This window comes from Blastomonas aquatica (genome assembly GCF_014639875.1).
Lineage (GTDB): Bacteria > Pseudomonadota > Alphaproteobacteria > Sphingomonadales > Sphingomonadaceae > Blastomonas > Blastomonas aquatica.
Genome location: NZ_BMGD01000004.1, coordinates 215,261 through 234,719 on the forward strand (window position 1 = coordinate 215,261; position 19,459 = coordinate 234,719).

24 protein-coding genes and 1 tRNA gene are annotated in these 19,459 nt (G+C 62.1%); 4 read left to right on the forward strand and 21 right to left on the reverse strand.

The window, feature by feature from the left end; all coding sequences use genetic code 11:
* Positions 1 to 319 precede the first annotated feature (319 nt).
* From IEW00_RS12820 to IEW00_RS12860, 9 genes are all read right to left on the reverse strand, one after another.
* On the reverse strand, positions 320 to 2,026 hold the full coding sequence (locus IEW00_RS12820; RefSeq protein WP_188514800.1) for a complex I subunit 5 family protein: 1,707 nt from the start codon (positions 2,024 to 2,026) through the stop codon (positions 320 to 322).
* Complete coding sequence (locus IEW00_RS12825) at positions 2,023 to 3,498, reverse strand: proton-conducting transporter transmembrane domain-containing protein (RefSeq protein WP_188514801.1); 1,476 nt, start codon at positions 3,496 to 3,498, stop codon at positions 2,023 to 2,025. The genes IEW00_RS12820 and IEW00_RS12825 overlap by 4 nt, the downstream gene beginning before the upstream one ends.
* The gene (locus tag IEW00_RS12830; RefSeq protein WP_188514802.1) at positions 3,495 to 5,009 is read right to left on the reverse strand and encodes a complex I subunit 5 family protein; all 1,515 of its coding nucleotides are present in this window, start codon (positions 5,007 to 5,009) and stop codon (positions 3,495 to 3,497) included. Before IEW00_RS12830 ends, IEW00_RS12825 begins: the two co-directional genes overlap by 4 nt.
* Positions 5,006 to 5,386, reverse strand: coding sequence for an NADH-quinone oxidoreductase subunit K (locus IEW00_RS12835; protein WP_229737024.1), 381 nt, complete (start codon positions 5,384 to 5,386; stop codon positions 5,006 to 5,008). The genes IEW00_RS12830 and IEW00_RS12835 overlap by 4 nt, the downstream gene beginning before the upstream one ends.
* Positions 5,383 to 6,387 carry a hydrogenase subunit MbhD domain-containing protein gene (locus IEW00_RS12840; protein ID WP_188514803.1) on the reverse strand — a complete coding sequence of 335 codons (1,005 nt, stop codon included), beginning with the start codon at positions 6,385 to 6,387 and terminating at the stop codon, positions 5,383 to 5,385. The genes IEW00_RS12835 and IEW00_RS12840 overlap by 4 nt, the downstream gene beginning before the upstream one ends.
* Complete coding sequence (locus tag IEW00_RS12845; protein ID WP_188514804.1) at positions 6,384 to 6,734, reverse strand: cation:proton antiporter; 351 nt, start codon at positions 6,732 to 6,734, stop codon at positions 6,384 to 6,386. The genes IEW00_RS12840 and IEW00_RS12845 overlap by 4 nt, the downstream gene beginning before the upstream one ends.
* A complete protein-coding gene (locus tag IEW00_RS12850) occupies positions 6,724 to 7,059 on the reverse strand; it encodes an MrpF/PhaF family protein (RefSeq protein ID WP_188514805.1) in 336 nt (111 codons plus the stop codon). Before IEW00_RS12850 ends, IEW00_RS12845 begins: the two co-directional genes overlap by 11 nt.
* The gene (locus IEW00_RS12855) at positions 7,056 to 7,697 is read right to left on the reverse strand and encodes a Na+/H+ antiporter subunit E (RefSeq protein ID WP_188514806.1); all 642 of its coding nucleotides are present in this window, start codon (positions 7,695 to 7,697) and stop codon (positions 7,056 to 7,058) included. Before IEW00_RS12855 ends, IEW00_RS12850 begins: the two co-directional genes overlap by 4 nt.
* A gap of 259 nt (positions 7,698 to 7,956) precedes the next feature.
* Positions 7,957 to 8,238 (reverse strand): hypothetical protein, encoded by a 282-nt coding sequence (locus IEW00_RS12860; RefSeq protein ID WP_188514807.1) that lies wholly within the window; start codon positions 8,236 to 8,238, stop codon positions 7,957 to 7,959.
* Positions 8,239 to 8,417: 179 nt separating this feature from the next.
* Between IEW00_RS12860 and IEW00_RS12865 the strand changes: the two genes are divergently transcribed.
* Positions 8,418 to 9,140, forward strand: a complete 723-nt coding sequence (locus IEW00_RS12865; RefSeq protein WP_229737025.1) for a Crp/Fnr family transcriptional regulator — start codon at positions 8,418 to 8,420, stop codon at positions 9,138 to 9,140.
* A 102-nt stretch (positions 9,141 to 9,242) separates the two neighbouring features.
* Positions 9,243 to 10,148 (forward strand): haloalkane dehalogenase, encoded by a 906-nt coding sequence (locus IEW00_RS12870; protein WP_188514808.1) that lies wholly within the window; start codon positions 9,243 to 9,245, stop codon positions 10,146 to 10,148.
* Positions 10,149 to 10,155: 7 nt separating this feature from the next.
* Here IEW00_RS12870 and IEW00_RS12875 read toward each other — a convergent pair whose 3' ends face one another.
* The 7 genes from IEW00_RS12875 to IEW00_RS12905 all read right to left on the reverse strand — a co-directional run bounded on the left by IEW00_RS12875 (position 10,156) and on the right by IEW00_RS12905 (position 13,231).
* Positions 10,156 to 10,359 carry a hypothetical protein gene (locus IEW00_RS12875; RefSeq protein WP_188514809.1) on the reverse strand — a complete coding sequence of 68 codons (204 nt, stop codon included), beginning with the start codon at positions 10,357 to 10,359 and terminating at the stop codon, positions 10,156 to 10,158.
* Positions 10,359 to 10,538, reverse strand: a complete 180-nt coding sequence (locus IEW00_RS12880; protein WP_188514810.1) for a DUF4169 family protein — start codon at positions 10,536 to 10,538, stop codon at positions 10,359 to 10,361. The genes IEW00_RS12875 and IEW00_RS12880 overlap by 1 nt, the downstream gene beginning before the upstream one ends.
* Before the next feature lie 4 nt (positions 10,539 to 10,542).
* On the reverse strand, positions 10,543 to 10,815 hold the full coding sequence (locus IEW00_RS12885; protein ID WP_188514811.1) for a hypothetical protein: 273 nt from the start codon (positions 10,813 to 10,815) through the stop codon (positions 10,543 to 10,545).
* Between the two features lie 32 nt (positions 10,816 to 10,847).
* The gene (locus tag IEW00_RS12890) at positions 10,848 to 11,396 is read right to left on the reverse strand and encodes a VOC family protein (RefSeq protein ID WP_188514812.1); all 549 of its coding nucleotides are present in this window, start codon (positions 11,394 to 11,396) and stop codon (positions 10,848 to 10,850) included.
* Positions 11,393 to 12,496: a 4-hydroxyphenylpyruvate dioxygenase gene (hppD, locus tag IEW00_RS12895; protein ID WP_188514813.1), complete on the reverse strand. Its 1,104-nt coding sequence runs from the start codon at positions 12,494 to 12,496 to the stop codon at positions 11,393 to 11,395. Before hppD ends, IEW00_RS12890 begins: the two co-directional genes overlap by 4 nt.
* 161 nt (positions 12,497 to 12,657) lie before the next feature.
* Positions 12,658 to 12,734 (reverse strand) — tRNA-Arg (locus tag IEW00_RS12900).
* Between the two features lie 65 nt (positions 12,735 to 12,799).
* Positions 12,800 to 13,231, reverse strand: coding sequence for a (deoxy)nucleoside triphosphate pyrophosphohydrolase (locus IEW00_RS12905; RefSeq protein ID WP_188514814.1), 432 nt, complete (start codon positions 13,229 to 13,231; stop codon positions 12,800 to 12,802).
* Positions 13,232 to 13,318: 87 nt separating this feature from the next.
* On the opposite strand from IEW00_RS12905, the gene IEW00_RS12910 reads away from it, so the two are divergent.
* Positions 13,319 to 13,495 carry a Flp family type IVb pilin gene (locus IEW00_RS12910; protein ID WP_188514815.1) on the forward strand — a complete coding sequence of 59 codons (177 nt, stop codon included), beginning with the start codon at positions 13,319 to 13,321 and terminating at the stop codon, positions 13,493 to 13,495.
* Between the two features lie 129 nt (positions 13,496 to 13,624).
* Positions 13,625 to 13,804, forward strand: coding sequence for a Flp family type IVb pilin (locus IEW00_RS12915; protein WP_188514816.1), 180 nt, complete (start codon positions 13,625 to 13,627; stop codon positions 13,802 to 13,804).
* Positions 13,805 to 13,870: 66 nt separating this feature from the next.
* Here IEW00_RS12915 and IEW00_RS12920 read toward each other — a convergent pair whose 3' ends face one another.
* The 5 genes from IEW00_RS12920 to IEW00_RS12940 all read right to left on the reverse strand — a co-directional run bounded on the left by IEW00_RS12920 (position 13,871) and on the right by IEW00_RS12940 (position 19,418).
* Complete coding sequence (locus tag IEW00_RS12920) at positions 13,871 to 15,358, reverse strand: M48 family metalloprotease (protein WP_188514817.1); 1,488 nt, start codon at positions 15,356 to 15,358, stop codon at positions 13,871 to 13,873.
* Between the two features lie 125 nt (positions 15,359 to 15,483).
* Complete coding sequence (locus IEW00_RS12925) at positions 15,484 to 16,431, reverse strand: acetyl-CoA carboxylase carboxyltransferase subunit alpha (protein ID WP_188514941.1); 948 nt, start codon at positions 16,429 to 16,431, stop codon at positions 15,484 to 15,486.
* Positions 16,432 to 16,449: 18 nt separating this feature from the next.
* Positions 16,450 to 17,373 (reverse strand): tyrosine recombinase, encoded by a 924-nt coding sequence (locus tag IEW00_RS12930; RefSeq protein ID WP_188514818.1) that lies wholly within the window; start codon positions 17,371 to 17,373, stop codon positions 16,450 to 16,452.
* A 3-nt stretch (positions 17,374 to 17,376) separates the two neighbouring features.
* Positions 17,377 to 19,203 (reverse strand): hypothetical protein, encoded by a 1,827-nt coding sequence (locus IEW00_RS12935; RefSeq protein WP_188514819.1) that lies wholly within the window; start codon positions 19,201 to 19,203, stop codon positions 17,377 to 17,379.
* 5 nt (positions 19,204 to 19,208) lie between these two features.
* Positions 19,209 to 19,418: a hypothetical protein gene (locus IEW00_RS12940; protein WP_188514820.1), complete on the reverse strand. Its 210-nt coding sequence runs from the start codon at positions 19,416 to 19,418 to the stop codon at positions 19,209 to 19,211.
* Positions 19,419 to 19,459 lie beyond the last annotated feature (41 nt).

Below are 19,459 nucleotides of genomic sequence, written 5' to 3' on the forward strand. Positions count from 1 at the left end.
CTCACCATTTTAGTTGGTGCAAGCAGATGCGGTCTCAATCGCGGGGTGACTATAACCGCATCTGCTTGCACCTCATGACTCCCCGGGTCGCAAAAAGAAGCCATGGATCCGTTGATCAGGTTAGCAGTACGGCGTGCAACCATATCCGCGCCTGATCGCCTCCCGTCTAGACCAGAGTTGCGCCACAAGGCATACCGCAAACGCGGGATTGTCTCTGCCAAGCAAGACTGTGCCTGGACGACGATGATGATCGCGCCGTCGACCTCGATCAGGTCAAGGGTCAGAAAATTATGTGGCTTGAGCTGGCATGAAGCGACGATCAGGCCATGCCAATAAGCGCGACCACAATCAGCACGGCCGCCAACACCGTCAATCCGCTGATCCGCCAGGCCAGAACAGTCCGTTCTGCTGTATCTGCGGCATCGACAATCCGGGTGGCAGCAACACGCGCCGCCGCTTGCAGCTGGTTAGCCACAGCACCGCGCCAACCTGCCATCTGTCGGGGCACAGTGCGAAGCGGGGCCGTCGCGCGAGCGATACTGCGGGTCCACCACAGCGGGTCTGCCTGATCGCGCGTGCCTGCGCGCCACCGGGTCGCGGCCATTGCCCCGGCAAGCGCAAGCCCCAGCGCGACGGGCCAGACGGCAGACCACAGGCTTGCCAGCCTGAGCGGATAATCCGCTGGCATGCCGCTCCATTCGCCCCACATCCACCATGGCAGCCCCACAGCTGCCAGGCCGAGCGCGAGCGTCGGCAACGTGACCAGCCAGCTTGGACGCGCGCCATCGTCCTTTGACGGCGTTGTACCTGCCGACAAACGATGCAGAAACCACGCCAGCACCAATGTCGTAGTGACCGCAGACAGCGTCAGCGCAAGTTCGGCGGCTTTGCCAAGGCCCGGCTTGGCTGCCATCTTGGTGAGCCCGCCCCCGGTCATCGGCGCACCCGCCACCGATAGCGCGACCAGCCCGAGCATGATCAGCACCGAAATCCGCCAACGACCGCCCGACGCGGCAAACACCGCAACGCCCAAGAAAAGCGCGCCCTTGGCCAGCCCGTGGTGAAAAGCATAATAAGCGACCGTTGCCATGTCCGCCGCTTGGGTCTCGATGGCGGTGCCAACCAGTGCAATGACCAATCCTATCTGGCTGATTGTCGAATACGCCAATATCGCCTTGGGCGCGCGCACCCTCAGGCCGACCAGCGCACCGGCAAAAGCAGTAAAAAAGCCCATGACGACGAGAACCGGGCCAACACCGGTTCCGATTGGCAGGAAGACCATGAGGCCGATAATACCCGCCTTGACGATTGCACCGGAGAGAACGGCGGATGCGGGCGTCGGCGCAGCCGGGTGCGCCAAAGGCAGCCAGACGTGCAGCGGCATGAGCCCGGCCTTGATGCCAAAGCCTCCAACGAGCAGCACGGTCGTCATAACGGCAAGCGGCGTCGTGGGCAACGCAGCCCGAATATCGACGATCAAGACGCTACCGGCGACTGTCGCGCCAATCACGAACGCAAGCAGCAGACACACCTCTCCCAGGATCGCCAGAACTGCATAAACCCGCCCGGCGTGCAGCGCTGCGGGCGTCGCTTCATGGACCACCAGGAAGTACGCCGATAGCGAAACCGCCGCGAAGGCTACATAGAAAGTCGCAACATCCTGCGCGAGAAATACACCGAGATTGCCGGCCAAGGTAAGACACCAGAAGCCCGTGAAGACCGCCGGTTTTTGCGTGTTTGCCATCGAACCTTGCGCATGAAGGGCTGCGGCAAACCACAAAGTGGCGGTGAGCGCGAACAGCAATGCTGCCGGCCCCGCCGCGCCAAGCGTCACCCCGAGCAGAAGATCTGGCGCCAGCGTCAATCCATCGACGCCGACGATCGCAAGCCACAAAGCGGGCAGCGGAGCCAACGGCAACAGCCTCAACGCATGCTGTCGCACTGGAGGCAGCGCTGCGAACGCGCCGATCAGCAGCGGCCAGATCAAGGCTGCCAACGGCAATGTGGGGCCAACGACGCCGTTCACCGCAGATACTGTCGTTCGGCGATCTGGGTCGCCAAAGCCAAGGGGCTGAAGGCCGATGCCGCGAGCAATCCGACCGCGATCGATGCAAAGGCGGTGATGACCGCGGGCGCAATCAGGCCTAGCGGGCGTTCGTTTGGCTTTGCGCCTTCAGTGGTCGCCGCTGTCGGCTGAAGAAACCAGATGCGATAAAGCATCGGTAGAAAATAGGCGGCGTTGAGCAGGGTCGAAGCACCGAGCACCGCTAGCACCCAAAGGGCATCGGCCTGCACCGCGCCGATGCCGAGATAGATTTTGGTGACGAAGCCCGCTGTCGGGGGCAATCCGATCATTCCGATTGCGCCCAGAGAAAAGCAGACCGATGTCCAGGGCATGTGTGCACCGATGCCGTCGAGCTGGTCGATCCGCCGAATGTCTGCACGCTCGTCGAATATCCCGGCGCAAAAGAACAAGGTGATCTTCATCAGCCCCTGATGGACGAGATGTGCAAGCCCGCCGATCACAGCGAACGGGCTTGCCAAGGCAATCCCCAAGATGATGTAAGACACCTGACTGACGGTGGAGAACGCCAGCCGTTTCTTGATCTCATCCTGCTGCAGTGCGCGCGCCGAACCCCATAATATGGTCAGCGCAGCCAGCACCGAGAGTGGCAGCGCCAGTCCCAGATCGGTCATCCGCTCCAGCCCATAGACATCAAGCACGACCCGCATCACCCCAAATGCGCCGGCCTTGACCACCGCAACCGCGTGTAGCAGCGCGCTCACCGGGGCGGGCGCGGCCATCGCCGCAGGCAACCAGCCATGCAGCGGGATCAAAGCTGCCTTGGCACCGAGCCCTGCGATAAACAGCGCAAAGATGACCTGTTGGCTGGTGCGATCAAGCGGACCAAAATCGACCGGACGGGCAAATTCCACCGGGCCGACGGCGCTTTCCAGCCAGACAATGGCCACCAGCAGCATAGCCCCGGATGGCAGCGCGTAGCTCAGATAGCTGCGTCCCGCTGCGATCGACTTGGCGTTTTGCTTATGGACCACCAAGGGCCATGTCGACAGCGTCAGCAGTTCGAAGAAGATAAAGAACGAGATCAAGGTACCCGACAGCGCAATTCCGGTCGTAGCCGCGACGCACAGGCTGAAAAAGCCGAAAAAGCGCGACAGTTCAGGCCCGTCACGCAGATACGCTATCGCGTAGACGGTGGTCAGCAGCCAAAGGAACGCGGACAGCGAGACGAACAGCAGCGAAAGCGCATCGACGCGCAGCAGCAGGTAAAGCCCAGGCGCAAATTCCAGCCGCGTTTCATGGACCGTGCCTTGCGCGACTTCGGCGAGCATGAACACGATCAGCCCAAGCTTGAGCACCGCGCCACCCAGATTGAGTGCGATGCGCAGCCGCTTGCTGTCCTGCGCCAGAAAAAAGGTTATCGCCGCCGGGATCAGCGACGTCAGCAGGATCAGGACGGGCAGCAGCGCGGTCATTCCAGCCCCTCCGCTGCAGCCGCCGGTCGCCCCGTCTGGATCAGGCTGAACGGCGCTTGAGACCCAAGCCCGAGCAGGATCGCGGCCAGCGCCAGCAACAACGGCGCGACCTGCAGGCTGCGCGGTACCGGCGCGAAGGTCGCGTCGTCATCGCGCGAAAAGGCCATCGCCAGCGGGCGGTAGAGATAAGCCGCCGACAACAAGCCGCCCAGCAGCAGAACCACGGCCCAGATAGTCTGTCCTGAGGCAAAAGCAGCCGTCAGCATCAGGTATTTCGCGGTGAAGCCTCCTGACGGCGGCAGCGCAACCAGCGCAACCCCTGCGATGCCAAAAGCAGACATCGTCATCGGGGTGGCCGACGCCAGCCCGCGCATGCCACTCAACCGGTCGTTGCCGACCGCGATGATCCACACCCCTGCGCACAGGAACATCGCTGCCTTGGCCAGGCCATGGCTCAACGCCTGGAAGATCACGCCGGTCCAGGCACCTGCCGCCCAGGGCTGCGCGTAGGAATCGCCGCCGGCCAGCGGGAACACCAGGAATAGGTACCCGATCTGTGCAACCGTCGAGTATGCAATGATCAGCTTCAGCCGGTTCTGGCGCAACGCCAGGACCGATCCGTAAAACACTGCCGCAGCACCCAGACCACCCAGTGTCGCGAGCAAGGCAGGCGTGGTCAGCCCAGGCAGCGCCTCAAACCACAGCCGCAGTAGGATGACGAACGAGGCTTTTGGCACCAGCGCCGAGAGAATCGCCGACGCCGGGGCGGGCGCGCCGGCGTGCGCGGGCGCCAACCACGCATGAAACGGAAACAACGCCGTCTTGACCGCCAGACCTGCCGTCATCAAGCCCGCTGCCATAATGTCAGACGCTCTGCGACTGCCTGTTGCGCCTGATGCATCGCCGATGTCCCGTGCCGCCAATAAGCCGATGTCGAGCGTCCCATGTCCCGCGTAGAGCAAGGCTGCTCCCAGCAGGTAGGCCAGCGACCCCATCAGCGCGAACATCAGGTAACGCAGCGCCGCGGCCAGCGATTCTCGTTTGCCCTCGATTGCCACCAGCGCGACCGCCGCGACGGTCAACAGCTCCAGCGCTACGTAAAGGTTGAACAGATCGCGCGACAGGAAAGCGACATTCAGCGCCCCCCACAGCAGCAGCGCCAGCGGCCAGAACGCCCATTGTCCGCGGGTCTCTGCCTCCGATGGGCTGGCGCCGTACAAGGTGCGAGCGCTGACCAGCACCGCTGCCATCACCAGCGCGGCCATCCCCGCAAATGCCAGCGCCAGGCCATCGGCGCGCAGCGTGATCCCAAGCGGCGCTTGCCATCCGCCAATGACGAGGTCGACAGGCCCGTCGGTTGCCACAAGGGGCATCAGCACGGAAAGCGCGATGACGACGCCAATGACGGACAGCAATGCGATCCATTCGCCGCGTCGCTCGACGACAACCGCCATCAGCGCCGCGACCAGCGGCAGCGTGACCAGCGCGACAATCGCCAGCATTCCGTTCATCCAGCTGGGTCTTTCACGATCGTTTGAACCGACCGGTCGGGCAGGCCTGCCTTGAGCGGCCGTTGCCGGGCATCACTCTCCTCGGGCAGATGCGTCTGTCCGGTAACCTTTGCAAAGGCGAGCACGAGACCTACGCCAAATGCCGTGGCCGCCAGCGCGACAACGATTCCCGTGATGATCAGCGCCTGCGCCACGGGATCGGTCGATGCGAGCTGATCGCGCGCACCCGAGGCGCCGAACAGCAGGAATATGCCCGATCCGATGATATTGAACGCAATCAGACGCCGCAACAGATGAGCCTGCACAACGAACCCATATAGCCCGAGTCCGATCAGTGCTGCGCCGCACAGGCCAAACAGCGTCGCCGATGCGATCATCGCGCAGGCTCCTTGTCCGGCTGATCAGGTCCCAGTCCATCGCCTGCCATGGGTGCGCCGAGCACCAGCAATGCCAAGGTTGCAGCAATCGACAGCGTCAAACCCGCCTCAATTGTTAGAATCAGCGGCTTGGCATAGGCTGTGGGCAGGCCCAGAAACGTCCCCGCGACGGCGCCTGCGAGGCCTACCCCGATAAAAAGCAGCGGGCCTGCGATCAGCGCCCATCGCAGCCGCGTCGATGAGACGCGCGGCGCAGCTTTTAGCCCAGCCATCATCACCAGCAGCCAGACCGCCGCCAGCACGGTGCCGCCCTGAAAGGCTCCCCCCGGCTGCGCAGATCCGGTCCAGACCAGATACACGCCGAGCAGAAATCCAAACGGCGGCAGCAGGCGGCCAAACGTCGCCATCACGCCGCCAGGGCGGGCATGCTGGCGCAAACCCGGTCTGCGACCCCAGTCCTGGTCACGCGCAAGCGACCACAGAGCAATCAGCGCCGCCAGCAAGACGATGCTTTCCAGCAATGTGTCCCATCCGCGAAAGTTCAGCAGAACCGCCGTCACCGGATTCTCAACGCCCGATGCGGCAAGGTTCTCGGCGACCGCCAATTGAAGCCCTGCTGATGGAGGCAAAGTGATAAACCCCCACGCCAGCCCGCCACCTATTCCAGCGGCTCCGACCATCGTCGCAATCCGGGCTGCAGACGAAGTGGGCGGCGACTGGGGTCCTGCTGCGTCTTGGTCCTGATCCCGCGATGTAAGGCGTTCGAGCCGAGATACCGCGCCAATCATCAGCACGCCGGTCAGCCCTGCGCCCAGCGCGGCCTCGGTCAGTGCGACATCAATCGCCTCCAATCGCAGCCAGGCCAACGCGACAAACACGCCATAGACGATAAAGAAAACCACCGCGCCAAACAGGTCACGCACTGCGATGGCCGCCAGCGCTGCGCCCAGTATCAGCGCGCACAGCATCAGATCGAAGCCGGTTGCGGCCAGACCGCTCATGATGCGCGGTCTTTGCTGCGCACGGTATCACCAGGAATGGCGGCAGTGCTGGCAGGTCCCCGGCGCGCAGCGGGCTTGGTAATCGCTGCGCGCGCGACCAACTGCGCGGTCGTGCCCGCCGCGACCAGTGTCAGCGCCCACACCATCGCCAGCTTGCCGAGGGTCAACCAGTCTGGTGCCTGCAAGGCGAGGCCGACGATCAACAGACCCAGCCCGACATTGTCTGCCTTGGTCAATGCATGCAGGCGGCTGTGGGTATCGGGAAAGCGGATGATCCCTGCCGTTCCCGCCCAGAAAAACAGCAGGCCGGCACCGATCAGCGCACAGGTGATGCCATCAACCAGCATCGGCAGCTCGCGCTCCAGTGGCCTTGACTGCGACGATCTCGGCAACGTCATCCGACTCTTCGGGGTCCCCGCTACCATCCAGGCTAATTGCTTTGACGAATGCTATGGCCGCAAAAGCGGCAAGCAGCGCCAGAACAAGCGCCACGTCGATCATGCGCCAATCGGTTGCACCTGCAAGCAGCAGCACGGTGCCGACACCGCCCGTACCCACCAGTTGTGCCGCCATCATCCGATCGGCGGCATCGGGTCCACGCCAGATCCGCCACATCGCTCCGCCAAGACTCAGCAGCAACACCCCGGCCGCGCTTGTCAGCAAGGCGCTCATGTCGTGGCTCGATCGCGCCGCGATCGCTCGTTCGCCTGCCCTGCCAGCGCCTTGGCAAACCGGCGCTCCTCACTCCGCACCGCCGTTGCGACGTCTTGGTCGCGGTTGAGGACGTGGATGAGCAAACGGTCGCCCTGGCTTCCGGCAGAGAGTGTTCCCGGCATAAGCGAAAGTTCACCGCCAAGCGCCACCCTGGCGCCATCGGGCAAGGCAACCGACACCGAGACCCAATCGGGGTCAATCGGCAAGCGTGGATGAAAAGCGCGCCATGCGACGTCGAGCCCGCCGACCAGTGACTGCCACACGAAGCGGGGTACCAACATCAGGACAGAACGTATACGCAAGGGCGGTCCGCTGGGCACCAGCCATAGGCTCAGCGCGGTTGCTAACGGCACGACAACACAACCGAGCAGAAGTGTATCGATCTGGGTGCCGGCCAGAGCCAGCCAGATCACCAATGGAAGCACAGACCTGCGCAGGAAGATAACGGCTTTTTTGCTGGCCCTTGTATGCCGGTCCACGCCGAAATATGTCGGCCCTGATTGTCGCATTCTGCCCCCGGCTTTAAAACCGCACCCAAATGACCTGGCGGCAAATTCACGACTGCACAGCAGGCCTGGGTGCGTGGCGATCATCATAGATCAACCTCGGCACTTCAACGCCGAAACACCCGTGACCGTTCCCAAGGTTGCCGCCTTGCCAGGCAATAGAGCATAGGCTGATCACCTGAACAATTGGTGGCTCATCGCTCACCACGCAGATATCAGCCATCCACCGGATGGAGTTGCCCGAGCAATGGAGCTATTGCTCAAGTCCCTGAGTTGTTCTGCGCCGAGTGTTGGCACCTTGCGCTAAATTTTTCAGCGGCGTGCGCGGGATTCGACCAGCAGCCTGTGATCATAACTGATCCTGCGCCTCGATCTGGAGCGAGGCAGCGATCGACATCAAAAGCGCATGGGCGTGCCACATAGATGCTTGAATCTCGTCCGACACCTGCGCTTTGTCGAATTGAACACTGGCAGCCCGTTCGGCAATCTGGATCGCCTCAGTAGCCAGAAGCGTAGAATTCTCACACAACCCGTGGATGAGACTTTCAACCAGCAGCAGCGCCGCCACACCATGCGAGTCGGTGGGGGTCTGCGCGCCCGCAGTAGCGGGACCGTTATCGTTAGAAGCCATGATAAAGCCTTTGGTACAGGCGAGAGCACGTGTCCGCTCTCAGCCGCCGACGCCTGCGTAGCCTGCCAACGATAAAAAGACCTTAGCCGACATCATGTCATTTCGCCACAACCTATAACAACAAAAGGCAATGTTATTCATCAATATCTAAATGGGTTGCAGAAAGGTATCAGATCCTGATGGACAATCGCTTCATCAAAAAATTGCAGGGCCTGGCTCAACTGACAGCCAACGACAAAGCGGCATTGCTCGATGCCACGAGTGCCCCACGAGCCTATGCTGCACGACAGGACCTGATCCGCGAGGGTGACGAACCCGGGCCCATGTTCGTCGTGCTGGAAGGCTGGGTGTGTCGTTACAAGATACTCCCCACCGGGACCCGCCAGATCCTGGCATTCCTGATGCCGGGCGATGCATGCGATCTGCACATCAAGCTACTCGCAGAAATGGACCACTCCATCCAGGCGATCACACCCTCCCTCGTCGCGACGGTCTCGAGAGATCGCATGAATGCAATGCTGGACGGTCACCCCAATATTGCCAAGGCGATGTATTCGGCCCAGCTGGTCGATGAGGGCATCTTGCGTGCATGGATCGTCAGCATGGGCCGACGCAGCTCAACCGAGCGCGTCGCACATCTGATTTGTGAGCTGTATCTGCGGGCGCGCAGCATCGGCCTCACCGGCGAGGGCCACTTCGACCTGCCACTATCGCAGCTCGTGCTTGCCGACGCGCTTGGAATGACTGCGGTGCATATCAACCGAGTGCTCAAGGAATTGCGATTGTCGGGAGCCATGGCGCTCAACCGTGGCAGCGTCACAATTCTTGATCCGGTCAAGCTGATCCATGTCGCAGGGTTTGACGAAAACTACCTGCATCGCCGCTTACGCCAAGCGGGCTGAGCGCACTGAACGAAAGTCCGTGCAAGGTCGCACGGGCATTGCTCCTGCCATTTTCTTATGTCATACACCATGTCATAACCTAATCCGATGGGCGGGGGACACATGGACGTTTTAAGAACGCCGGACGATCGGTTTGCCGGCTTGCGAGACTTTCCCTTTGCGCCGCACTATGCCGAGATCACCGATTGCGCCGACAGCACAAAGCTCAGGGTGCATTATATCGACGAAGGCCCCCGCGATGCGCCGGTGGTGCTGATGATGCACGGCGAGCCGACTTGGAGCTATCTGTACCGGCACATGATCGGTCCGGTCGCAGCATCGGGCTTGCGCGTTGTCGCGCCCGACCTGATCGGCTTCGGCCGGTCGGACAAGCCAGCTCTCAAAAGCGACTACAGCTATGCCCGCCATGTCGCGTGGATGCGGCAGTGGATCGAGCAGCTTGATCTGCGCAACATCACCCTGGCCTGCCAGGACTGGGGGTCGCTGGTCGGGCTGAGGCTGCTGACCGAAATGCCCGCGCGATTCAATGGCGTCGTGCTTTCCAATGGCGGGTTGCCTGCAGGACAGGAAGCCCCGCGCGCATTCGCCATCTGGCGGGCGTTTTCCAAATGGAGCCCGGTGTTTCCGATCGGCAAGATCATCGCCAAGGGCACCGCGCGATCGCTGTCGGAGGCCGAGGTCGCTGCCTATGACGCCCCCTTCCCCAACGGCAGCTACAAAGCGGGCGCGCGCATCTTTCCCAGCTTCGTACCGTTAGGGCCGAATGTGGCTGTTCCCGATCAGCTCAAGGCGTGGGAAATACTGGATCGCTGGGAAAAGCCGTTCCTGTGCTGCTTTAGCGATCGCGATCCTATCACCCGGGGAGGCGATGCCCTGTTTGTCGGGCGTGTCCCGGGCACCGCCGGGCAAAACCATCGCACCTTGAGCGGGGGGCACTTTATTCAGGAAGACGACCCCCAAGGGTTCGTTGGTTGCATTCTGGAGGTCGCCGCGCAGTCGGAACGCTGATCAGCGCTCATTCCTCGATCAGATCGAGATACGCAATCACGTCATTGTCAGTGGCAATGTACAAGCCGTCCTGCACTTCATCGCTCTGCTGCGCCGCGATCTGCAACGCTTCGGCCATCGGCCCATAAAACAGGCTGCTGGTCGCCCCGCCCTCGGTATCGCCATCGAGCAGATACAGCCGCACGCTGACAGTGTCCCAAGTCGATCGCATCAGTCGTTGTCCAGCTCTGCGCCATCGACCACCCTGCCCTCTCGCAAAGCTTCAGCCGAATGGAGTGTTCGTTGCGACTTGGTCTGGCCGAACTTGGCCCGGTTCGCGGCAGCCAGTGCCTCGCCCTGCCTGCGTTTGTGGGCCTTGCGTGCCTGTCTCAAGTTGATGATGTCCGCCATCACCTCAGGCTCCGTCGGGCTGTTGCGCTGCCGCTTCGGACTTTTCCATAAATTGTCGCGCAAGGTCACGCTCTGCCCGGTCGGCAAAGGTCCGGTCGATGTCCGGAGCGCTGCCGAACATGAACAGCATGCACCAGATCGCGAAACGCGCACCGCTATCCGTTGCAAGCCCAAGGTCGACCTTCATGCGCTCCACCGCCGAGGCGAGTGCCTGCGGTGCAATGCTGGACGGATCGCGCGTCCCGAAATAGCGTTCCAGCTGATCTTCAAAGGTCATGGACCGGTCCTGTCTGCGTGAATCGCGCCGCATTAAGCCGCATCAGGATCCTTATGCAACCAGTCGGCATGCCGAGGTGCCTTTTTGGTCTCGTTCCATTCATCGAGCATCAGAGGCGCAACCCGCTTGAGCTCGATATACTGCTCGGGAGTGCCAATGTTGCAGGCAAGCTCGACCCGGTGCCCGTTGGGATCGAAGAAATAGATCGAGCGGAAAATGCCGTGAAAGGTCGGCCCCAGCACATCGACACCCAGACCCTCGATATGCGCTTTGGCCGCCATCAGCGTGTCGATGTCTGCCACTTCGAACGCGATGTGCTGCACCCACTCGGGGGTATTGGTGTCGCGCCCCATATCGGGCTGCTCGGGCAGTTCGAAGAACGCCAGAACGTTGCCTCCGCCACAATCGAGGAAGACGTGCATATACGGGTCATATGCCCCGGTGGATGGAACATGGTCTTCTGAGAATGCGCTGGTGAAGGTCATCCCCAGTACGATCTCATACCATTCGACGGTCTGCTTCGCGTCACGGCAGCGATACGCGACGTGGTGAATGCGCGACAGTGCGAACGGCGCATTCATTCTGCAGGTTCCTGCACCTTGAGCACGCCGCGGCGAAGCTGGTCTTCTTCCATCGACTTGAACAGCGCGGTGAAGTTGCCGTTGCCGAAGCCTTCGTCCTTCTTGCGCTGGATGAACTCGAAGAACACCGGGCCGATCACTGGTTGACCGAATATCTGCAGCAGCAGGCGCGGGTCGTTGTTTTCGGTCGAGCCATCAAGCAGGATGCCGCGCATCTGCAACTCTTCGACCGGCTCGCCGTGTCCCGGCAGACGTTCTTCCAGCGCCTCGTAATAGGTTCCAGGCGGCGGGGTCATCAATGGTGCGCCCATCGCCTTGATCCTGTCGAGGCAGCCGATCAGGTCATCGCAGATGAACGCGATGTGCTGGATCCCCTCACCATTGTACGCGCGCAGGAACTCGTCGATCTGGCCGCCGCCCTTGGCGCCTTCCTCGTTCAGCGGAATGCGAATCTTGCCGTCGGGCGCGGTCATCGCGCGGCTGGTGAGGCCGGTATATTCGCCCTTGATGTCGAAGAAGCGAATTTCGCGGAAGTTGAAGACCCGTTCGTAGAACTTAGCCCAATGGTCCATACGGCCGCCATAGACATTGTGCGTCAGGTGATCGATCATCTGGAAGCCCGCACCGACCGGGTGGCGGTCGACGCCAGGGAGATATTCGAAATCGATATCGTAGATCGACAACGCATCGGAATTATCGAGGCTGGCATAGCGATCGATCAGATAGATCATTGCACCGCCGATACCGCGGATGGCCGGCAGCCGCAGTTCCATGGGGCCGGTGCGTGTTTCAACCGGCTCAGCGCCGCGATCGAGAGCTTCTTTATAGGCCACGCTAGCGTTGCGGACGCGAAAGCCCATGCCGCACGCCGACGGACCATGCTCGGCGGCGAAATAGGCCGCAGGGCTGGCAGGCTCATAATTGGCGATCAGGTTGATATCGCCCTGGCGCCACAGATGGACGTCCTTGGACCGGTGCTGGGCAATGCGCGTGAAGCCCATCGCGGTAAACACCGGTTCGAGCAGACCCTTTTCGGGCGCGCAGAATTCGATGAATTCAAATCCGTCCAGACCCAAAGGGTTCTCGAATAGATCGGCCATGACATCATTCTCCTGCGCTGTTGCTGTGCGCACAGGAATACCCCGATGGCAAACTGGTGTCAATTGAAACCATATTGGCACGTGAGACCAGCACGAGACTGAAACAGAAAAAGGCGGGCAATCTGCCCGCCTTTTCAGTCCAATTTCCCGCTGGAGGGGAATGGTGCGCCCGGAACGATTCGAACGTCCGACCCTCAGATTCGTAGTCTGATGCTCTATCCAGCTGAGCTACGGGCGCGTTGGAAGTGGCCACATAGTCAGAGGCCTCAGGTATGGCAACACCTTTTTCCGCCAGCCCACGCTTTATTCTGCGTCGCAGCGATAGTGCGGGGATTGCGCGATGCTGGCAAGCAGCGGCAGATCGGCTGGCGGCATCGGCAAGGTGTACAGCTCGGCGACCGTCGTCCATCGAATCGCACTGGCATGCAGAGGCTGTGGCTCGCCCTGCCAGTGCACGCAACGATACAGCAGGAGGATCAGATGACGCTTGCCCAGCGGATCACTTGCAAAGCTCATCGGAAGCAGGTCCGCCGGGTTCACGGCAATCCCCAATTCCTCGCGCAGTTCTCGCGCCAAGGCCGCCTCGGGCGTTTCACCCGGCTCGATCTTGCCCCCGGGAAATTCCCAGAGCCCGGCCATTGATGTTCCAGGTGGCCGCTGCTGGACCAGGATACGACCATCGGCGTCTGCCAGCAGTGCCGCCACAACGGGGAAGAGTGTCGGATAAATTTCCATGTCGAGTGCCGGATTTAACCTTTTGGAAACGCGATTTTGCAAAATTGCAGCCGGGGCAAGGGGGTCCCGGCCAGTTTGGGATCCAGTATGCGCCAGATTTTCCAAGTGTTGGCCAGATCAAAACGGGGCGCAACCGCAATTGAATACGGGTTGATCGCGGCTCTCATCGCGGTCGCCTGCATGACTGCAATCACCTCGGTGGCTGACAATACGATCGGGATGTGGGGCTATGTCAAAACCAACATCGTCCCCAAGGAAGAATGATGTGTCGGGATTTCAGACACCCGGCAAAATTTAGGAATATCGTAAGCATTTAGATTTACTCCCGGTCCTGTCCAATCGGAACTGTGAAGATGGGACGGGGAAGTGAAGACCTCGAACAGGAGACCTGACATGAAGACCATTCGCAACATTCTCGGCAACAAGAAGGGCGCAACTGCCATCGAGTACGGCCTGATCGCCGCTCTGATCGCCGTCGCCGCCATCACCGCCATGAGCTCGCTCGGCACCAACCTGGGCAGCACCTTCAACGCAGTCAGCACCAAGCTGACCACTCAGGCACCGGCACCCTGAGCTAGTCCGCGTTAACAGGCTGAAAAGGGCGGCAGCGATGCCGCCCTTTTTTTGTGCCTCGCACCCTCAATACGTGACGATCTTGACCTTCTGGCCAGGCGCCAGCGCCGCATTGGCCGTCAACCCGTTGAGCGCGACAAACCGCTCCACCTTCAGATCGTCATACGCCATGCGTGCTGCCAGCGATTGAACGCTGTCCCCGCGCGCAACCGTCACAACGCGGACACGCCGGGGCCGGATGCCTGCAGCCTCGGTCCCCGATAGCCGCCGCACGCTCTGGTACATCGGCGTGAACACGCCGCTCTGGCCGGCAGGGGTGACCGCGGTAAAATGATAGGCCCGGTTGTTGGCAAAGCTGTACGCAAAGATCGTGACGTCAACTGTCTGGCGGTTGGATGTGACCCGGGCGGTCGCAAACGCAGCGGGCAGCCCGTTGACGGTCGTCCGCTGGATCTGGCCATAATTCAGCTGCTGGTTGCCGCCCACCGCGCGAAACGCCTGGTCGACATAGCGCGTGAGATCGCCCGAATACGCGGCCATGCTGAACTGGGCCTGCGATGACTGCCCGGTAATCGAAACCGAACTGGTGCCGTTCTGCATCGCATAACCCTGCGGCACCGCGAACTTCAGCCCCAGATCGGGGTGCAGGAACTCCCTGCCCTGCACCATCCCCTGCTTGGGATCGTCACCATACAGCAACCCGTCGAGCCGCGAGAGAAACACGTCGCGATTGCGCTGGGTACCGCTGAACCTGGCTGCCAGCGTGGCCGCGCGCGATACACGTCTGGCCGGATCGGGATGGGTGCTGGCCCATTCAGGCACCGATCGCGCGTCGGAACCTTGGGCCCGGCTATCGATCGCCTGCTGCCCGGCAAGCGAGGCCAGCATCGAGGACAGCGCGCGGGGATCGTACCCTGCGCTGCTGAGATAGCGCACACCCAGATCGTCGGCCTCTTCCTCCTGCCTGCGCGAGTATTTGAGCGTGAGAAGCTGCGTGCCGGTGCCGAACACCTGCTGGCCAAGCGCCCCTGCCGCACCATCACCCAGCAGGACCGCAGCACCGATCTGGCCAAGCAGGCCAATGATGCTGTTGCGCTGTGATGCCCTTTGCCGCTTTTCGGAATGCCGTGCCGCGACATGGCCGACCTCGTGCCCCAGGACGCCTGCCAGCTCGGCCTCGTCATTCATCAGCGCCATGAGCTGGCGGGTGACATAGACATAGCCTCCAGGGATGGCAAAGGCGTTGTTCACTGGCGAATTGAGCAGGGTGACGGTGAAATCGTCGCGCGCATTGCCAAGACCCGATTGAACCGCAATGCCCTTGCCCACCTGGACCACATAGGGTGTCTGCGCGACCTGATATGCGCCGCCGAACTCCTCGAGCAGCTTGGGATGGACTTCAGCGCCTTGGCGCTTTTCCGAAGCGGTGATCGATTGCGCCTGTGCGACAAGTGCCTGGGCTTGCGGAGTGGCCTGCCCACTGACAAGCGCCACCGCGCCGACACCCGACACGATCATCAAGGTCAAAATCTTGATCCGACGCGCCATTCGCATCCTCCATATGGTTTAATCCTACCGGTCTTTTGACCGCATGATGCCTTCAGCAGGCGACACGATCAAATGGCGTTTTCGTCCAAACGATGCAGGCACGCGCAGGTTGCGCAAAATGATAAAGCCGCTCAGAGCGCTCCGATCGCGAGGAACCGCGCCTCGCGCGCCGCACGAAGCTCGGCGGGGCTGAGCACCTTGAGCGTTTCGAGCTCTTCACGGACTGCCTTGGCCAGTTCCTGGATCGCCAGCGCGGAATCGCGATGCGCACCGCCGACGGGTTCCTTGACGATTCGGTCGATGACATTGAGCCGTTTGAGGTCCGCTGCCGTCACCTGCATCGCCTCGGCAGCATCTGCTGCGCGATCCGCCGTACGCCACAGGATCGAGGCGCAGCCTTCGGGTGAGATCACCGAATAGACCGCATGTTCGAACATCAGCACGCGTTCGGCAGACGCCAGCGCAACGGCCCCGCCCGAACCGCCTTCGCCAACGATCGCAGAGACCATCGGCACGCCCAAGGTCAGGCAGCGTTCGGTCGAACGCGCGATCGCTTCAGCCTGGCCACGTTCCTCGGCCTGTACGCCGGGAAAAGCGCCGGAGGTATCGACCAGGGTCACCACGGGCAGCCCGAACCGGTCGGCCAGGTCCATCAGGCGGATCGCCTTGCGATAACCTTCGGGCTTGCCCATGCCAAAATTATGGCGGATGCGGCTTTCGGTGGTGTCGCCCTTTTCATGGCCGATCACGACCATGCGCTGTTCGCCCATCCGTGCAAAACCGCCCATGATCGCCTTATCGTCGCCAAACGCACGATCTCCGGCGAGCGGCAGGAAATCATCGAACATGCCTGCGACATAATGCTTGAAGTGCGGGCGGGCCGGGTGGCGCGCGACCTGAGTCTTCTGCCACGGGGTCAGCCCGGCATAGGTCGAGGCGAGCAGCTTGCGGGACTTGGCAGCGAGCCGTTCGATCTCGCTCTCGATATCGATCTCGCCGGTGTCGGCGGTTTCACGAAGTTCGGCGATGCGCGCATCGAGCGCTGCAATCGGCTTTTCGAATTCCAGATAGCTTGTCATGGTCATAGTTCTGCTTTGCTAGCCATGGCGTTGCCTGTCGGCAAGGTTCATCTGCGCCAGCGGGTGCCGGCGATTGACCAGCTCCACCAGTCGCTTGCTGTCGACATGCGTATAGATCTGCGTGGTGGCGATGTCGGCATGGCCCAGGAACGTCTGCAGCGTGCGCAGATCGGCGCCCCCCTCGAGCAGGTGCGTGGCAAAGGCATGGCGCAGCACATGCGGGCTGACCCGCGCCGGATCGATCCCGGCGCTTGCGGCGAATGCCTTGATCAGCTGATACAACCGGATGCGGCTGATATGCCCCGTGCGTGACGGAAAGAGCCAGCGCGTTTCCTGCGTGCTGACCGCAAGCCAGCGGGCCAGGGCATCGCGTGCACGCCCGGAAATCGGTACCAGCCGCTGCTTGTCGCCCTTGCCGGTGATCGCCAACAGCGGGCGGCCAACGCTGGCCGCAGCACGCGGCAGGCTGACGAGCTCGGTCGCCCGCAGGCCCGATCCGTACAGCAATTCGATCAGCGCGAGCAGCCGCAGGTCGGCAGGCCGCGCTTCAGGCGACGATGCGCGCTCCTCGGCCAGAGTGAACAACCGCGCGATGTCGTCGTGCGAAAGGATCTTGGGCAAGGGCCGCTGCAGCCGGGGCCGTGGCAGCGTTTTGGGGGCATTGCTGGTCGATCCGGCGGCAAGGCCTTCGTCTTCGAGAAATACGAAAAACCCACGCAATGCCGATGATTTGCGCGCCACGGTGCTCGAAGCAAGAGTACGCCAATCATGATCCAGCAAAGCAAGGCCCGCCTCGCCTGCCTGCGTTAATCCCCCAGCCAAAGCTTCGGATGCCTGCTCGAGGTCGCGGCGATAGGCCGCAATCGTATTGGCCGCCGCGCCGCGCTCTGCCGCCATCATTTCCAGAAACCGATCGATCAGACGGGCATCGTCGCCGGCCATCGGTCAGGCGCGGCTGACGGCTTCTGCAGCGATCATCCGCGCTTCGGCCTGCCGCCCGACTGTCCGCAAGGCCGAGACGACATGGAACAGCTGGCGCGGAGTCATCGCAGACCAGTCGTTGCCCTGCATGCCCATCGCCACCAGCAGCGTGACCAGCCCGTCATTGCCTTGCGAAGCGGCGGTGCGGATCGCGCTGATCCAGCGGGATTGCCCACCAAATCTGATGCCGAGTTCGTCGGCCAGCGAATCGCGATCGCCATCACTGATCCGGCCCAGACCGGCGAGGCCCGCAACCAGAAACGCACTCTTGCGCGCATCGGCGCTGTCGTCGTTGTCGAAGAACTGGCTCACCTGAGACGACGATAGCTGCGAGCGTCCGGGGGCCGCAAGCGCGAGCACCGCCCACCCAAGGCTACCTTCGGGCACCAAATTGGACCAGCGCGCGGCGCTGGTATCGAAGCCAGCAGAAACCATCGAGATGATCAGGTCGTCGCTCGATGCAACCAGATCTTTCGACGGAGCGACCCGTGCAGCGGCGTGTGCTGTCAAAATATGTGAAGAATAGCGAACAAACGCGTTGTCCGAGCGCGTCCACAATGCTTCCATCGCGCTCACCCGGTCATCGGCATCGGCCGCGACATATGCGCTGCGCAACTGGCCCATGCGATCGCGCAAGGTTTCGTCGCTACCGATATCGTCAAAGGCGGCACCATACAGGTCGACCATATCGCTGCTGGAAAGGATGCCCATTGCTGCCGCCATATCAGCCGCCTGCACGCGCGAGGCCAGCGAGGCCATCGGAGCACGTGCGCGCCAGGCCTGATAGTTGCGGTCGGCGCTGGCGTAGAGCGTCTCGGGTGGTTCAACACCAGCGGTCAGGGCCAGCCCGAACCGCCAGCGGGTCAATTGACCAACGTCATCCCACTGGACAGTCACCGCACGCCTGCCGTTCAGGCTTGCGCCAACGATCTTTTCCGCCAGCACGACGTCGATCCGGTCCATTCCACCTTGGCGCCGTGCCCGGTCGATCTGTTCCCGCGCCGAACTGCCCTCACCCGAAAAACCCGCACACATCGCGCGGATCAACTGCCATTCCTTGCCCTTGGCGGTATCGCCCGCAAACGGCAGCAGCGGGCACATGCCAAGCGGATCGGCAGCCGAAACATAGCTGGTCAGCGCGACATCGAGCAGCCGCGGCGTCGCTGCGGGCGGGTCGATTGCCTGCACCATCCGCACCGCGCCATCGGCCGAACCGATCCGCAACAGCAAGGCCGCGCGTTCCGCGGCGAAGTTCGCTCCGTTGATCCCCTGCGGCGTGTTCAGCTCGCTCAGCAACAGCCTTTGCAGACCCAGCGAGGCCCAACGCGAAATGAGCCGTCCGCCGGTGCGCCGCACCAGGGTTTGTGCGTAACGTCCGCCGATGTTGCCCAGCGACGATGCGGCATAGCCACCGTTTGCTTCGGTCAGCGGGCCGATCAGGTCGAGCGAGCGCCGTGCGCCGGGGGGCAGCGCCTGCGCGAGCGCCATCTGCGCCTCGAGCTGCTCCTGCAGCGCTGCGAGCTCCTCGCTCAGCGCTGCGTCGCTCTCTTCCTGTCCGGCCAGAGATGGCAGAGGATCAAGCGGTTGAACGGTCGCTGGCGAAGATGGCGGTGGGATTGTGCGGCCCGGTTCGGGCAGCGGAGGCGGTTCTGCTTGCGACGGTGCAGGTGCAGGATCGTTGAAGCCGGGAGGAAGCAGCGATTCGGGAGCGTCATTCTGACCGATCACCGGTGCAGAAACAAACGCCACCGCCAACAGGCTGGCACAGCCAAGGAATAAGCCCCGCCGCATCAAACTCAGCCTTCCGGCAGCGCAGTATCTGGGCCCGCACCCGAGGCGGTAGCGGTTGGAAGCGGAATCTGCTTTTCCACCCGGGCAGTCGACACTTCACCACCACGCGAATAGGCAAACACCAGAAACGCAACGATCAGAACAGCCAGAACGATCAAAATCAACGGGCCCATCGGGCGCCTGCGCTGCCGGTAGTTCTGTCCCAAAATGGCCATGGCCGAGATATGCTCCTTGTAGCCTCTAGAAAACTTGCGCC

Excerpts from the sequence above, each read along its gene's own strand:
- IEW00_RS12825 (WP_188514801.1), bottom strand. The coding sequence starts at position 3,498 with ATGACCGCGCTGCTGCCCGTCCTGATCCTGCTGACGTCGCTGATCCCG.
- IEW00_RS12830 (WP_188514802.1), bottom strand. The coding sequence starts at position 5,009 with ATGAACGGAATGCTGGCGATTGTCGCGCTGGTCACGCTGCCGCTGGTC.
- IEW00_RS12835 (WP_229737024.1), bottom strand. The coding sequence starts at position 5,386 with ATGATCGCATCGGCGACGCTGTTTGGCCTGTGCGGCGCAGCACTGATC.
- IEW00_RS12840 (WP_188514803.1), bottom strand. The coding sequence starts at position 6,387 with ATGAGCGGTCTGGCCGCAACCGGCTTCGATCTGATGCTGTGCGCGCTG.
- IEW00_RS12845 (WP_188514804.1), bottom strand. The coding sequence starts at position 6,734 with ATGCTGGTTGATGGCATCACCTGTGCGCTGATCGGTGCCGGCCTGCTG.
- IEW00_RS12850 (WP_188514805.1), bottom strand. The coding sequence starts at position 7,059 with ATGAGCGCCTTGCTGACAAGCGCGGCCGGGGTGTTGCTGCTGAGTCTT.
- IEW00_RS12855 (WP_188514806.1), bottom strand. The coding sequence starts at position 7,697 with ATGATGATCGCCACGCACCCAGGCCTGCTGTGCAGTCGTGAATTTGCC.
- IEW00_RS12860 (WP_188514807.1), bottom strand. The coding sequence starts at position 8,238 with ATGGCTTCTAACGATAACGGTCCCGCTACTGCGGGCGCGCAGACCCCC.
- IEW00_RS12865 (WP_229737025.1), top strand. The coding sequence starts at position 8,418 with ATGGACAATCGCTTCATCAAAAAATTGCAGGGCCTGGCTCAACTGACA.
- IEW00_RS12870 (WP_188514808.1), top strand. The coding sequence starts at position 9,243 with ATGGACGTTTTAAGAACGCCGGACGATCGGTTTGCCGGCTTGCGAGAC.
- IEW00_RS12875 (WP_188514809.1), bottom strand. The coding sequence starts at position 10,359 with ATGCGATCGACTTGGGACACTGTCAGCGTGCGGCTGTATCTGCTCGAT.
- IEW00_RS12880 (WP_188514810.1), bottom strand. The coding sequence starts at position 10,538 with ATGGCGGACATCATCAACTTGAGACAGGCACGCAAGGCCCACAAACGC.
- IEW00_RS12885 (WP_188514811.1), bottom strand. The coding sequence starts at position 10,815 with ATGACCTTTGAAGATCAGCTGGAACGCTATTTCGGGACGCGCGATCCG.
- IEW00_RS12890 (WP_188514812.1), bottom strand. The coding sequence starts at position 11,396 with ATGAATGCGCCGTTCGCACTGTCGCGCATTCACCACGTCGCGTATCGC.
- hppD (WP_188514813.1), bottom strand. The coding sequence starts at position 12,496 with ATGGCCGATCTATTCGAGAACCCTTTGGGTCTGGACGGATTTGAATTC.
- IEW00_RS12905 (WP_188514814.1), bottom strand. The coding sequence starts at position 13,231 with ATGGAAATTTATCCGACACTCTTCCCCGTTGTGGCGGCACTGCTGGCA.
- IEW00_RS12910 (WP_188514815.1), top strand. The coding sequence starts at position 13,319 with ATGCGCCAGATTTTCCAAGTGTTGGCCAGATCAAAACGGGGCGCAACC.
- IEW00_RS12915 (WP_188514816.1), top strand. The coding sequence starts at position 13,625 with ATGAAGACCATTCGCAACATTCTCGGCAACAAGAAGGGCGCAACTGCC.
- IEW00_RS12920 (WP_188514817.1), bottom strand. The coding sequence starts at position 15,358 with ATGCGAATGGCGCGTCGGATCAAGATTTTGACCTTGATGATCGTGTCG.
- IEW00_RS12925 (WP_188514941.1), bottom strand. The coding sequence starts at position 16,431 with ATGACAAGCTATCTGGAATTCGAAAAGCCGATTGCAGCGCTCGATGCG.
- IEW00_RS12930 (WP_188514818.1), bottom strand. The coding sequence starts at position 17,373 with ATGGCCGGCGACGATGCCCGTCTGATCGATCGGTTTCTGGAAATGATG.
- IEW00_RS12935 (WP_188514819.1), bottom strand. The coding sequence starts at position 19,203 with ATGCGGCGGGGCTTATTCCTTGGCTGTGCCAGCCTGTTGGCGGTGGCG.
- IEW00_RS12940 (WP_188514820.1), bottom strand. The coding sequence starts at position 19,418 with ATGGCCATTTTGGGACAGAACTACCGGCAGCGCAGGCGCCCGATGGGC.